Raw genomic sequence first — 11,127 nt, 5'->3', positions numbered from 1 at the left:
GGGCGCTCCTGGACTTCGAGAGAACTATGGTTCCAACTACTACGCGGCGTATGTCCGTGACCCGGATGGCAATAAGCTGCAGGCAGTCTGCTACACCGATGCATAACGGCTTGCGCCAGACAATTGCGTACGTTCGAGAGCCTGGATACGCCAAAACCATCGTGGGCGGCTGCCTTCAAACAAGGCGTTGAACGACCGCATTTCCTTTATGGCACCGACCGCTCACGGCCGACAGTGTGAGTACGAGGCGGAGCCAGGAAGCAGACCTGCGGCTCTCCGACCGTGCCAGACAGTTTCAGCCGAATGGCCGCATTCGGTCTTTCCAAGCGTCGCCTTGAGCTGGTGCGGCAGTCGTTTTCGACGCCTGCATACTCTGGGGGAATACCTGTACGGCGTCGAATTTGTTTTCGACTTTGATGGTTGAGAGCAGTTTGTTCGCGGCAATAGGGTCGAGTCTCAGACAAGGTGCGCTGAAGAACGCCCGGTCCACTTGGCTGCTGCCACACGACCGCAGGCATCGCCTGCACATGCTGCAGCGGCGCGATCAGCAGATGCGCCGTGCGGTGGAGCCAGGGCTCAGCACTTGCGCCACACGCTTGCCAGCCAGGGCTGTTGTTCGATCGGTAGGCCGGACGGACGGTAGAAGTGGTCCAACTCCTCGAAGCCGGCCGCCGTCACCAAGGCCCGCCAGGTCGGCCAGTCGTGAAATGCGCCGTAGCGCTCACCGTTCCAGCCCTCCTGGCCGTTGCCGCGCGGGTTGGAGCTGAACAGCACGCCACCCTGTCGCAAGCAGGCCTGCAGTTGAAGCAGCACCTGCGGCAACACCTGGCAGGGCACATGGAACAGCACGGCATTGGCGAACACACCGTCGTAGCGCTGCGCGGGCAGGTCGAGCTGCAGGAAGCTCTGCTCCAGCACCTCGCAGCCGCTGTGGACGCGGGCCAGAGCCGCGGCGCTGGAGGCGCCCTCCAAGCCCACGGGGCGGTGGCCCAGTGCCTTGAAGGTGCGCAGGTCGCGCCCGGGCCCGCAGCCGAAATCCAGCAGGTCAAAAGGGGGTGGCCCGGGTATGTGCTTCAGCAGCGCCGCGATGTTCTGGCTGACATCGTGGTCGCGCGTGCCTTCCCAGTAGCTTTGGGCGTGCTGCTCGTAGTGCGCCAGGGTGCGCGCGGCGATTTGTTGCAGGTCTTCGGAACTCAGTGTCATACCGCATCATTCCATACGCCACCGACCTGCTCCAGAACCCCGGGCGCGGCGCGCCATCAGCCGGTCGTCGCACCGATGTGAAGCGCAGCCTCACACCGAACTACTTGACGGCGTGCTTTCGCCTTGACTCCCGGGCTTGGCGTACCGGCGTCAAAAATGCAGCAGCGTGCTGCGTCCAGACACAGGCCTTAGCTCAGATGCTTGCCCACCAGCCCGGTCATCTCGAACATGGTGACTTCATCCTTTCCGAAGACCGCCTTGAGCTTGGCGTCCGCCAAGATGTTTCGCTTGTTCGCCGGGTTTTGCAGGTTGTTGGCTTTGATGTACTCCCACATCAGCTTCACAACTTCGGTACGGGGTTGGGGCGTTGCACCGATCACTGCGGCCAGTTCGGCACTGGGCGTGAGGGCGCGATTGAATGCGGTTGGTTTTTTGGCTGTGGTCATCTGAGGCTCAGTAGTTGAAACCAAGATTCTAGGGCGTGCGTTCGATTCCTTTGTCGCCACGTGCCACCGAGCAAGCGATTCGGGCATTTTCTGGTCCGAAGCAGGCGTGTGTTCGATGTTTGTTTGGCGCTGACTCCGACGGCGGCAATCGTTGCAGACCGCTCAGACACCAGCGCCCCTTCAACTTGCTGAGCCGTCGATGGCCGAGCCTTGTCTCAGACGTTATTGCCCGTGAACATTCGGGAGTGCGGTGTTCGGGCCGGCATATGGACGCTCCCCCGACAAGCCGCGCGGCGAGCGCCCTTCCATGGGCTGGGCCCGGCGCTACACACGCATCAGGGGGGCGGCGGGGTGGGCTCTTCATCGAGCTTGGCGTGAATTTCCAACAGCGTTGCCCGTAGTTGTTCTATCTTTCGGGCACCGACCAAATGCGCCAGGTGGGCCTCGAAGTGCTTCGACAGTTCGGCGCCAGCGGACACGACCTGTTCACCGCGCGTCGTCAACCGCACGGTATTGGCGCGTCGGTCTTGGAGGTCCGGAGAAATGTCCACCAGCCCCGATGCTTGCATCTGATCGACCAGATAGCCCATGCTCTGTTTCGTCATACCGGCGCGCGCGGCCAGGTCGCTGACCCGGGCGCCCGACGCGGGCAGGTTTCTCAACACCGCGCTGAAGGCGGGCCGCACGTCGTTGAAGCCACGCGCGGCCAGCTCCGGGTAGATGACCTCGGACAACCATTCATAGGGGCGGCGCAGCAGCGCACCGAGCGTTGCTTTTGATTCGGTCAAAGATTTTGTAGGCATGCGACAAATTATCCACAAAGACAGAATGTATGTCTATAATAGACAGGCAAACTGTCTTAATCAACCTTTTTAAGGAGAGCTAACTTGAATGCAGTCACACACAATCTGGACGTGGTGGACCGTCACATCCGAGGCGAGGCACAAGATGTCGACTCGATACTGGACCTGTACACCGACGACATCGTCATGGAGGTGCCCAGCCGAGGTTTGCGCCTGGTGGGCCGAGCCGCCGCGCGCGCGAACTACGTGGCCATGTGGCCATCCATGGCCGACGTCGAGTTGACGCCACTGGAGCGTTTCGCCACCGAGGACCGGGTCGTGGACGACATGCTGGTGCGCATGCGGCTGGTCGGCCCTGGCATGGTCAATGCGCCGGTACCGATCGGCTCACGGGTGGAGATTCGGTTGATCCACCATTTCTCGATGCGAGACGGTCTGATCGCACGCGAGCAGGTCTTCGAGGTGTGGCGCTTGTTGGACGAAGCGGATGCCGCGGTGGGAGACAAATCGTGAGCGCACGTTTCCTCCGCATCGCTGTGATCTGGTTCGCGGCAGGCGTGCTGCTGGGCGCCTATATGGGCATTTCGCACCAGCATCTGGACAAGCAGGTCCATGTGCACGGGCTCTTGCTGGGTTGGGTGTCGTGCGCGCTATTTGCGCTGGTGCACCGCGTGTGGCCGGTCATGGCGTCGTTCCGGGCCGCCGTGGCGCATCTCTGGCTTCACAACCTGGGCTTGGTCTTGCTCATCGTGGGCTTGGTCCTTGAGCGACGCGAGAGCGCCATGGCAGGCCCGTTCCTTGGGGGCGGTACCGTGGCGCTCGTCGCGGCCACCGGGCTGTTCGCCTGGTGCGTCTGGCGCTCGACGGCCCGCGACGCCGAGCCGTCCACCAACGACCCCGAGATGATGGGTGAGCGTCTGCACGCCCAGGTTTGACGGACCCGCGCGACCTTGCCTCGGGTTCACGTGCAGCACGAAGTTCGACGCTTCTGCTGTACGGAACAAAGGGTGCAAAGCAGCCAGTTGCCGCGACGGCGTACACAGGCGAAGTCGAAGATGCCGATCGCCGTGTCTGGCTGAAACCGCACCACGGATGGGTCGCACATGTGCGGCCCATCCGTGGTGCGCCCGGTGGTCGAGCGCTGAAAGCAAGGCTCTTCGCCGCTAGTTCTTGTTGAACCACGCATCGGTGGCCCAGCGTTTCCTTTCGCCCATTGGTTGTTGGGGCTCTTCCTGGGCCGCGCCGTAGCGCTCCTGGATCTGGCCGGCAACTTGTTTCCGGTTGCCTTGTCTACGATCCCTGTTCATGGGCATCTCCTTGGATGTTGACGGATGGATGCAGCGGACGGCGCCGCCACGTTGGCTCAGGGGCGAACAGCGGTTTCGTTCTTGACGCCGCGCACGCCTTTGACCTTCCAGGTCAGCTGGGTGGCGACGGCTTGTTCTTCTGCGCTCTTGGCGAAGCCCGACAGCATCACGGTGCCGTTCAAGGTTTCGACACTGATGGCCGAGGCGTCGACCGCTTTGTCGTTGATGAAGCTGGACTTCACGGCGGTGGTGATGGCTGCGTCGTCGACGTAGGCGCCGACGGTTTCCTGGCCACGCGTGACCGCGCAACCGGTGGCGGTGAGCAGGGCGGCGGCGGCAACGATGGCGGCGAGGGTGTTGCGGATGATCATGGTGAAGCTCCAGTCGGTTTGAGAAAAGGGTCCGTGGATGCCGGCTGGTCTTGTGTCCCATCCGTGGCATGAGGTCGGAGCGCACCTGGCCGGTCGCTCCCGTCTGGTGGAAGAACCGTTGTGCGGGCACCTCCAACCAATGAACCCAATGTAGGAGCGCGGGCCTGTGGCGGCCATCGGCGCGGACCTCCTGTGCGTGTAGGACGGCGCCGCGTTGCCCGCAGCGCGGGCGATTGCGTGGGGATTACCCCGGTGGATTGGGGCCCGATTCCGGCAGGCTGGCCAGCACCTGCGTGCCCTGGCCGGGCGTCGATAGCACGAGCAGCTTGCCGCCCTCGGCTTCGACCCGAAAGCGCATGCCCAGCAGACCAAAGGCCGAGCGTGCCGGCGTTGCGGTGTTGAAGCCGACGCCGTCATCGCGCACCGATACCGACACCTGACCGTCGTGCGCGGCCAGGTCCACCCAGACGTGGCGCGCGCGCGCGTACTTGCTGATGTTGGTGATGGCCTCCTGGACCAGGCGGTACACCATCAGCTCGGCGTTGGCGTCGAGCACCACGGGGGACAGCGTGCACTCAACCGGCGTGTTCGATTGTTCGGCGAACTCGCGCGTCAAGATCTCCAGCGTCGCAACCAAGCCCAGGTTGCCCAAGGTCGAAGGTCGCAGGTCTTCGATGATGCTGCGGCCCAGCGCGATGCTCTGGTTCAAGGTCTGCACCAGATGGGCCAGACGTTCCTGGGCTTCGGGCGCCGTGCCGGCCAGTCGCGATTTGATGCGCGCCGCGTCCAGCTTGGCCGAGGTCAGCAACGCACCCAGTTCGTCGTGCAGGTTGCGGGCCAGGCGGTTGCGTTCGTCTTCGCGCGCGGTCTGCAGGTGGCGGGTCAGTTCGGTGAGCTGGGCCGTGCGCTGGGTGACTTCGATTTCCAGCCGGTCGCGTTCTGCCTGCACGGTGTTCTTCAGGTGTTGTTCCTGCAGCTTGAGTTCGTCGGTTCGCCGAAGATAGAGAAACAGCGCCAACAAGCTGATGGCGGTCAGCAGCGCCATGCCGATGCGCCGCCCTTGCAGCGTGCTGTGCAAGGTGTCGCGGCCACCGTCGGCTTGCAGTGCTTGGGCATCCAGCAGTTCGTTGCCCAGCCCGCGGATGACTTCCATCTGCTTCTTGTTGAGTGCGCTCAACACGATGTCGGTGCTGGCGGCACTCTTGCCCTCGTCGTACAGGCGGATCGCCACCGCCAGTTCCAGCAGCTTGGCATCGGTCAAGCGGTGCATGCGGCCGAGCACTTCGTTGGCCTCCGCGTTGGCGGCGTAGTACCGGTTCAGCCGTTCAAACGATTCTTCGATTTCCTGGAGCGCCTCGTCGTAGGGAGCGAGGTACTCCCTGCGGTCCGTCAGCAGATAACCGCGCTGCCCGGCCTCTGCGGCCAGCACACCTTGTTGAAGCCGCAGGATGTCGCCGCGCGCTTCACCGATCGCCACCAGGTCGTTCAAGGCCTGTGCGGATCGCCAGTACGCGCCTTCGTTGATGACCACCATGGCAATGGCCGCAGCAACAGCCAACGGAAAAACGAACAGGCTGCGCCTGACGATCGAGACCAAATCCATGCCCATCTCCTAGCGCGAAGCCGGCCAATATGCAACGCGGAGCACGGCTCCGCAGCCTGGGCCGAATCGGCTAAGTGGACCACATCGCGGCGGCGAGCACCGGGTGGTGGCCGGACGCTGCAGAAGCGGTGGGCCCATCAGGCCAGCGCGACGGGATAGCTGTCGGGGCTGTCGCCTGCGGCGAGTCGGCCGCAGTACTCGATCAGTGTGTCGATGTCGTTGGACTTGTCGAACACCCGGTCCGCGCCCAACGCCAGGCACTGGCGCTGCATGACCGGCGTGGCGTAGTTGCTCAGCACCACCAGCCGGTAGCGTTGGGGCAGTTCGTGTGCCGCCCTGAGCACGCCCAGGCCGGTGCCGCCTTTGAGAAAAATGTCGACGATGACCAGATCGACCGCATGGCTGGGGTCGGCGAGCCAGCGCACCGCCGTCGCCTCGTCCTCGGCGGCACCCACGATCCGGACCGGCACCAACTCTTCGAGCGTGGCGATCAGGTTCTCGCGGATCAGCGGGCTGTCTTCGACGAGGTAGATGTGGAGCAAGGGCGTGAACAGCGTGGTGGCGTCGGGGCTCGCGACCCGTGCCCAGGTTCAGCTGAACCCATGAAACGGGATGACGCGGTGATGCCGTGCAAAGAAATTGGCGCCGCGCAGCCGCACGCGGACCAGTGCACGCAAGAATGCACCTGCTTGCGGCGTCTCGCCAGTGGTGAATGCCGCGCCACGCTGTAGGACAAAACCTACAGACGGCGCCCGGCGCGACCATGGTTGGCCTGGGTCGCGGCGCGGCGCACCGCGTTTGTGTAGGACGTCGACTACCGCGTTCTGCGGCGCCGTCTGCTGTGCACGCTGCGCCACTGGTCGCAAACTGGGTTCATCCAGCCAGCGCCGCATCTCGACGCGGTTGGGCAAGCCGCCGATCGCAGTCCGTTTCGCAGTCGGCTTCGATTTCGCCCATTTTGGGCATCAGGAGAAAACACATGCTGCAAACAATTGCAATCGTTTTGGTCGTGCTCTGGCTCTTGGGGATGGTCAGCGCCGTCACCATGGGCGGATTCATCCACGTCCTGCTGGTCATCGCCGTCGTCATGATTCTGGTTCGCTTGATTCAAGGCCGTGGCTTGTGACGCCAGCTTTCGCAGCGCCGGTCGCCAGCCCGGTGCCAACCATGTTTCAACAGGAGTGCAGACCATGAATACCATCAAGATGGCCGCCATCGCGCTGATCGTGGCCGGTGCGCTGGGGCTGGCCTACGGCAGCTTCAGCTTCACGAAAGAGACCCATGAGGCCCAGATCGGTCCGATCTCGCTGTCGGTCGATGAGAAGCAAACCGTCAACGTCCCGGTGTGGGCGGGGGTGGGTGCGATCCTGATCGGTGGCGTGCTGCTGGCTTTTGGCGGCAAGCGCTGAAAACCCCTTTCGGGTAAGCCAGCGGCATGAAAAAGCCGCCGCCATTGGCGGCGGCTTTTTCACGTTCCGAGCATTTCGCCCAGTGGTTTGAGTCCGTCCACCCGGTCGCAGACGGCCTTGATCATGAGCAGGATCGGCACGCCCACCACCAGACCCCAAACGCCCCACAACCAGCCGAAGGCGAGCACGGCGACAAACACCGCCACCGCGTTCAGGCGGCTGGCGCGGCCCGTCAGCCAGGGGGTGAGCAGATTGCCCGAGATGGTGTGGATCAGCAGCGATACACCGGCCACCAGCAAGGCCATTTCCACACTGCCGAACTGCACGAAGCCGACGAGTGCCGAACCGCCCGTGACCACCAACGAGCCGATATAGGGAATGAAGTTGAGTGCGAAGGCCAGCAGGCCCCAGACAGCCGCGTGCTCCACGCCGATGAGCCAATAGGCGAGCCAGGTCGCCAGGCCCACGGTGGCGCTGAGCAGAACCTGCACGACCAGGTAGCGCTGGATCTGATCTGTGATTTCGTCCAGGGCTTGCACGGTGATTTTTCTGCGCGCCATGGTGGGCCCGGCGAGCTTGACCAGCTTGCGGCGGAAGCTGTCGCCCGCAGCCAGCAGAAAGAAGGTCAGGAAGAGAACCACCGTGGCCAGCCCGACCGAGGCCGCCACGCTGGGCATGCTGGCCCAGAGATATTCCTTCAAGTTGAACTGCGCGCGCTCGATCTGCACCCGCGTGACGCCGCGCGCGGTGGTGCTCGCCCCGGAACCGCCTTCCTTGGCCGCCTGTTCGAGCTGCGTGGCCGCCATCTGGACTTTGTCGATGGTGGTTGCGGGTTGGTTGCGCGCGGCACGCGCCGCCTGGCGGATCTTTTGCGCCGCGCTGGGCAAGGATTCGACGAACTGGGTCGCGTCGTCGCTCAAGGCGTACACGGTCCATCCGGTGCAGCCGCCCAGCGTGGCCATCAGCAGCGCGGCGGCGATGGCGCGGGGAATGTGCAAGCGTTGCAGCCGGGTCACGGCGGGCGACAGGGCGTAGCTGAAGATCAGGGCGAGCATCACCGGGATGAACACCGCGCTGGCCCAGTGCAGCATGAAGACCGAGCCGAGCGTGGCCAGCAGCGCCAGCGAAACCCCGGCCTTGTCCAGCGGCCGCTGCATGGGCGCTGGCAGCAGACCAGGTGGTGCGGCGTCGCCTGGCGTTTGTGCGCTGGGGGCGGCAATGGGGCTGATGGAGGGGGTGGGCGGCGTGTCGGACATGCGCAAGCGTAACGCAAGGTCTGCCAGTGAGCACGGCCTCTTGTCCTACTTTTTCTTGCTGCCTTCTCCGATGGGCAGGTGCCGCGCGAACGGTCACAGTCAACTCCATCAACTGTCTGCGAGCGCTACCGTGCAGACCGCTGCAAAACCACTTCAACGAGCAAACCCCATGAAAATTCTGACTACCCTGATGCTTGCCGGTGCCATCGTGCTGCCGGCCCATGCCGAAACCAACATCGGCATATCGATTGGTATCCGCGCACCGGGTCAATACGGACGCATCGACATCAACAACTACCCACAGCCGGTGCTCGAGCGAGAGCAGCCCATCGTCTACATGCCGTCCCGGGTCGCGGTCTATCAGCGCCCGATCTACCTCTACGTGCCGCAGTCCCACCGGTCCGACTGGGGGCGCTATTGCGCACGCTACGGCGCCTGCAGCCAACCCGTGTATTTCGTGCAGGAAGCCTGGGTGCGCGACGAGTACCACCGCGAACACGACGACCGCAAAGGCCACAAGAAGTTCAAGAACAAGGACCGCGGTAACCGAGGCCACGAACGCGGCCGGAGCCACTGAACGCGATCCGATAGGCCCGGATTCTCGGGTCCGTCTTCCCCTTTTCCCCAACCCCTGAAGGAGTTTTTTATGTACCAGCAACGCACACTGTCTGTTCTCGCCATCACCGCCGTCTTCATGCTCAGCGGGTGTTCTGGCATGTCACGCCAAGAGGTCAGCACCGCGACCGGGGCGGCCGTTGGCGCCGTGGTCGGCTCGGCGGTGGGCGGTCCTGCCGCCACCGTCGGCGGCGCGGTCGTCGGCGGCGTCGTGGGCCATGAGGCCTCCAAGAAGTAAGGGTCAGGCTCTTGCATAAAAAGCGCGCCGCAGGCGCGCTTTTTTGTTGGCTTTCGCCGTGCCTTGTAGGGCGCCTCCTACGGCCATCGGGCCGTTGGTCCGATGGTGTGATCGGGTCTGTGGGCGCAACATCGATTCATCCAGTGTCCGCAACTCGCGGGCCGAACTGAAAGGCCTGCTATGTACATCCCGAATCCCCCGCGCCGTGCTGTTGCCGCCAGCGAATCGCCTATCGAGTCGCCGGTGTCTGCCCGCTCGGTGCCGTCCGTCTGGCAGCAGGCCTTGGCTGCTCCGCGCGCGCCTGTCTGGCCGGCCATTCTCGCCACCGTCTGCGCCGCTGGGCTGTTGCTGGCGTTCCAGCAAGTCGTGCAAGCCAGCGTGCAGCAAGGCGAGGCAAGAACCCGAAGCACCGCCGCTTTGGCCGACGCGGTCGGGCGCTGCGATGCCATGCGCGACGCGGGCCAGCGTGCGAACTGCCATGCACAGCTCAACACCGCCCCCGGAACTGACACGGCTGGGTCTCCGACGGAAGGCGTCGAACTTGTACTGCCACCTGCAGCTGTGGTCTTGATCGCCCGTTGATGGCGCCCCGAATGTGAATTGACCCCAAGGAGACCCGTATGAACATGCATCCCACCCATTCCATCCGCCCGCTCTGGTCGCTGCTCGCACTGGGCGCGGCACTGGCGGCTTCGCCCGTGCTGGCCGCAGGCCAGACCGGGTCATCGGAGGCCCAGGCCCGCTACCAGCGCGACGTCGCCGCCTGCAAGATCGCACCGCAGGGGAGCGACAAAGCCGCTTGCTTGCGCGAAGCCGGTGCCGTGCGCGCCAGCCAGAAACCGGAGCGCACGGATGCCGACCCGGGGCGTTTCGAACGCAATGCGCTCAAGCGCTGTGAGCCCCTGCCAGAGCCCGATCGGGGTCACTGCGTGGCGCGCATCCAGGGCCAAGGCGTCACCAACGGCAGCGTGGCCAGCGGTGGCATCTACCGGGAGCTGACCACGCGCGAGCCAGTGCTCCCGGCGCCCTCCGCTGCGGGCACTGTGGCTCCTGCGGCGCGTTGAGCGAGCAGGCTCCCAGCACCGCCCCATTTTTCATTGATCTCGAACACCAAGAACCATCCATGCAAGCGCTCAAGACCTACATCGTTGAAGACAGCGCTGTCATCCGCGAAAACCTGATCGCCACGCTCGAAGAGCTGGTGCCGGTCGAGGTAGTTGGCAGCGCGGCCGACGAGTCGACCGCCGTGCACTGGCTTCTTCAACCCGAGCACCCGGTCGATCTGGTGATCGTCGACATCTTTCTTGCAGACGGCTCGGGCCTGGGTGTGTTGCGCAGCGGGCAAGCGATGGAGCCGCCCATCAAGATGATCGTGCTGAGCAACTACGCCACGACGGATATCCGCCGCAAGTGCCTGGCGCTGGGTGCCGAGGCGGTATTCGACAAATCGAACGAGATCGAGGCGCTGATCGCCTACTGCGGCCGGCTGGCGGTCCACGCACCCACTGCGCCAGGTGCCGGCCTACGACCCAACTGAGCCGGCGCTACGGAATCGAGCCGTTCTTCGGCGCGTCCACACCACCCCGGCTGGGTAGGGCGATGTCCAACGCAACGCCCTTCAGGCCGCTGCGTTGGCTGACAAACGAAATACCGATACGGCCTGGACCAGGCGGCGGGCTTCATTTTGAAGCCCGTTCGACGCCTGCGCCGCTTGTTCAACCCGCGCAGCGTTCTGGTGGGTGACGGCGTCGAGCTCCGCAACAGATTGGCTGACCATGTCCATGCCAGAGCTTTGCTCATCGGCCGCGTTGCTGATTTTCGCGATGTGGTCGGTGACGGACGAGACGTTCTCGACCAGGCGGCGCATTTCGGTTCC

17 protein-coding genes and 1 pseudogene are annotated in these 11,127 nt (G+C 64.1%); 9 read left to right on the top strand and 9 right to left on the bottom strand.

Annotation, left to right across the window (positions count from 1 at the left end; translation table 11 throughout):
• Positions 1–576 precede the first annotated feature (576 nt).
• The 3 genes from ABYB95_RS09400 to ABYB95_RS09390 all read right to left on the bottom strand — a co-directional run bounded on the left by ABYB95_RS09400 (position 577) and on the right by ABYB95_RS09390 (position 2,437).
• The gene (locus ABYB95_RS09400) at positions 577–1,203 is read right to left on the bottom strand and encodes a class I SAM-dependent methyltransferase (RefSeq protein ID WP_372658210.1); all 627 of its coding nucleotides are present in this window, start codon (positions 1,201–1,203) and stop codon (positions 577–579) included.
• 188 nt (positions 1,204–1,391) lie between these two features.
• On the bottom strand, positions 1,392–1,649 hold the full coding sequence (locus ABYB95_RS09395; protein WP_372658209.1) for an SWIB/MDM2 domain-containing protein: 258 nt from the start codon (positions 1,647–1,649) through the stop codon (positions 1,392–1,394).
• Between the two features lie 335 nt (positions 1,650–1,984).
• A complete protein-coding gene (locus tag ABYB95_RS09390; protein WP_372658208.1) occupies positions 1,985–2,437 on the bottom strand; it encodes a MarR family winged helix-turn-helix transcriptional regulator in 453 nt (150 codons plus the stop codon).
• 99 nt (positions 2,438–2,536) lie between these two features.
• On the opposite strand from ABYB95_RS09390, the gene ABYB95_RS09385 reads away from it, so the two are divergent.
• The gene (locus ABYB95_RS09385; RefSeq protein ID WP_372658207.1) at positions 2,537–2,965 is read left to right on the top strand and encodes a nuclear transport factor 2 family protein; all 429 of its coding nucleotides are present in this window, start codon (positions 2,537–2,539) and stop codon (positions 2,963–2,965) included.
• Positions 2,962–3,387 carry a hypothetical protein gene (locus ABYB95_RS09380; protein ID WP_372658206.1) on the top strand — a complete coding sequence of 142 codons (426 nt, stop codon included), beginning with the start codon at positions 2,962–2,964 and terminating at the stop codon, positions 3,385–3,387. The genes ABYB95_RS09385 and ABYB95_RS09380 overlap by 4 nt, the downstream gene beginning before the upstream one ends.
• 228 nt (positions 3,388–3,615) lie before the next feature.
• Here the strand turns inward: ABYB95_RS09380 and ABYB95_RS09375 are convergent, their stop codons facing one another.
• From ABYB95_RS09375 to ABYB95_RS09360, 4 genes are all read right to left on the bottom strand, one after another.
• Positions 3,616–3,759: a hypothetical protein gene (locus ABYB95_RS09375; protein ID WP_372658204.1), complete on the bottom strand. Its 144-nt coding sequence runs from the start codon at positions 3,757–3,759 to the stop codon at positions 3,616–3,618.
• 56 nt (positions 3,760–3,815) lie between these two features.
• Entirely contained in the window at positions 3,816–4,130 is a 315-nt protein-coding gene (locus ABYB95_RS09370; protein ID WP_372658203.1) for a BON domain-containing protein, read from the bottom strand.
• Between the two features lie 244 nt (positions 4,131–4,374).
• Positions 4,375–5,733 (bottom strand): CHASE3 domain-containing protein, encoded by a 1,359-nt coding sequence (locus ABYB95_RS09365; protein WP_372658202.1) that lies wholly within the window; start codon positions 5,731–5,733, stop codon positions 4,375–4,377.
• A 137-nt stretch (positions 5,734–5,870) separates the two neighbouring features.
• Entirely contained in the window at positions 5,871–6,275 is a 405-nt protein-coding gene (locus ABYB95_RS09360; protein ID WP_372658200.1) for a response regulator transcription factor, read from the bottom strand.
• Between the two features lie 437 nt (positions 6,276–6,712).
• On the opposite strand from ABYB95_RS09360, the gene ABYB95_RS09355 reads away from it, so the two are divergent.
• Both ABYB95_RS09355 and ABYB95_RS09350 read left to right on the top strand, forming a co-directional pair.
• A complete protein-coding gene (locus ABYB95_RS09355) occupies positions 6,713–6,859 on the top strand; it encodes a lmo0937 family membrane protein (protein ID WP_372658199.1) in 147 nt (48 codons plus the stop codon).
• A 64-nt stretch (positions 6,860–6,923) separates the two neighbouring features.
• Positions 6,924–7,142 carry a hypothetical protein gene (locus ABYB95_RS09350; protein ID WP_372658198.1) on the top strand — a complete coding sequence of 73 codons (219 nt, stop codon included), beginning with the start codon at positions 6,924–6,926 and terminating at the stop codon, positions 7,140–7,142.
• Positions 7,143–7,201: 59 nt separating this feature from the next.
• On the opposite strand, the gene ABYB95_RS09345 is transcribed toward ABYB95_RS09350, so the two are convergent.
• A complete protein-coding gene (locus ABYB95_RS09345; RefSeq protein WP_372658197.1) occupies positions 7,202–8,398 on the bottom strand; it encodes an AI-2E family transporter in 1,197 nt (398 codons plus the stop codon).
• A gap of 169 nt (positions 8,399–8,567) precedes the next feature.
• Between ABYB95_RS09345 and ABYB95_RS09340 the strand changes: the two genes are divergently transcribed.
• The 5 genes from ABYB95_RS09340 (at position 8,568) to ABYB95_RS09320 (ending at position 10,788) form a co-directional block, all read left to right on the top strand.
• Entirely contained in the window at positions 8,568–8,975 is a 408-nt protein-coding gene (locus tag ABYB95_RS09340; RefSeq protein ID WP_372658196.1) for a hypothetical protein, read from the top strand.
• Positions 8,976–9,044: 69 nt separating this feature from the next.
• Positions 9,045–9,251: a glycine zipper 2TM domain-containing protein gene (locus tag ABYB95_RS09335; protein WP_372658195.1), complete on the top strand. Its 207-nt coding sequence runs from the start codon at positions 9,045–9,047 to the stop codon at positions 9,249–9,251.
• Between the two features lie 180 nt (positions 9,252–9,431).
• Complete coding sequence (locus ABYB95_RS09330; RefSeq protein WP_372658194.1) at positions 9,432–9,833, top strand: hypothetical protein; 402 nt, start codon at positions 9,432–9,434, stop codon at positions 9,831–9,833.
• Positions 9,834–9,871: 38 nt separating this feature from the next.
• Positions 9,872–10,315 (top strand): hypothetical protein, encoded by a 444-nt coding sequence (locus ABYB95_RS09325; RefSeq protein WP_372658193.1) that lies wholly within the window; start codon positions 9,872–9,874, stop codon positions 10,313–10,315.
• A gap of 59 nt (positions 10,316–10,374) precedes the next feature.
• The gene (locus ABYB95_RS09320; RefSeq protein WP_372658191.1) at positions 10,375–10,788 is read left to right on the top strand and encodes a response regulator transcription factor; all 414 of its coding nucleotides are present in this window, start codon (positions 10,375–10,377) and stop codon (positions 10,786–10,788) included.
• 81 nt (positions 10,789–10,869) lie between these two features.
• On the opposite strand, the pseudogene ABYB95_RS09315 reads toward ABYB95_RS09320, so the two are convergent.
• Positions 10,870–11,127: pseudogene (locus ABYB95_RS09315) on the bottom strand (chemotaxis protein); the annotation flags it as partial.

Source organism: Hydrogenophaga sp. (assembly GCF_041633695.1).
Taxonomy (GTDB): Bacteria; Pseudomonadota; Gammaproteobacteria; order Burkholderiales; family Burkholderiaceae_C; genus Hydrogenophaga.
The sequence above is the reverse complement of the archived record's forward strand: the minus strand, read 5'-3'. Positions and strand labels throughout refer to the sequence as shown.

Coding starts and splice junctions, on each gene's coding strand:
- ABYB95_RS09320 (WP_372658191.1), top strand. CDS start 10,375: ATGCAAGCGCTCAAGACCTACATCGTTGAAGACAGCGCTGTCATCCGC.
- ABYB95_RS09355 (WP_372658199.1), top strand. CDS start 6,713: ATGCTGCAAACAATTGCAATCGTTTTGGTCGTGCTCTGGCTCTTGGGG.
- ABYB95_RS09350 (WP_372658198.1), top strand. CDS start 6,924: ATGAATACCATCAAGATGGCCGCCATCGCGCTGATCGTGGCCGGTGCG.
- ABYB95_RS09395 (WP_372658209.1), bottom strand. CDS start 1,649: ATGACCACAGCCAAAAAACCAACCGCATTCAATCGCGCCCTCACGCCC.
- ABYB95_RS09330 (WP_372658194.1), top strand. CDS start 9,432: ATGTACATCCCGAATCCCCCGCGCCGTGCTGTTGCCGCCAGCGAATCG.
- ABYB95_RS09340 (WP_372658196.1), top strand. CDS start 8,568: ATGAAAATTCTGACTACCCTGATGCTTGCCGGTGCCATCGTGCTGCCG.
- ABYB95_RS09325 (WP_372658193.1), top strand. CDS start 9,872: ATGAACATGCATCCCACCCATTCCATCCGCCCGCTCTGGTCGCTGCTC.
- ABYB95_RS09345 (WP_372658197.1), bottom strand. CDS start 8,398: ATGTCCGACACGCCGCCCACCCCCTCCATCAGCCCCATTGCCGCCCCC.
- ABYB95_RS09335 (WP_372658195.1), top strand. CDS start 9,045: ATGTACCAGCAACGCACACTGTCTGTTCTCGCCATCACCGCCGTCTTC.
- ABYB95_RS09400 (WP_372658210.1), bottom strand. CDS start 1,203: ATGACACTGAGTTCCGAAGACCTGCAACAAATCGCCGCGCGCACCCTG.
- ABYB95_RS09375 (WP_372658204.1), bottom strand. CDS start 3,759: ATGAACAGGGATCGTAGACAAGGCAACCGGAAACAAGTTGCCGGCCAG.
- ABYB95_RS09365 (WP_372658202.1), bottom strand. CDS start 5,733: ATGGATTTGGTCTCGATCGTCAGGCGCAGCCTGTTCGTTTTTCCGTTG.
- ABYB95_RS09370 (WP_372658203.1), bottom strand. CDS start 4,130: ATGATCATCCGCAACACCCTCGCCGCCATCGTTGCCGCCGCCGCCCTG.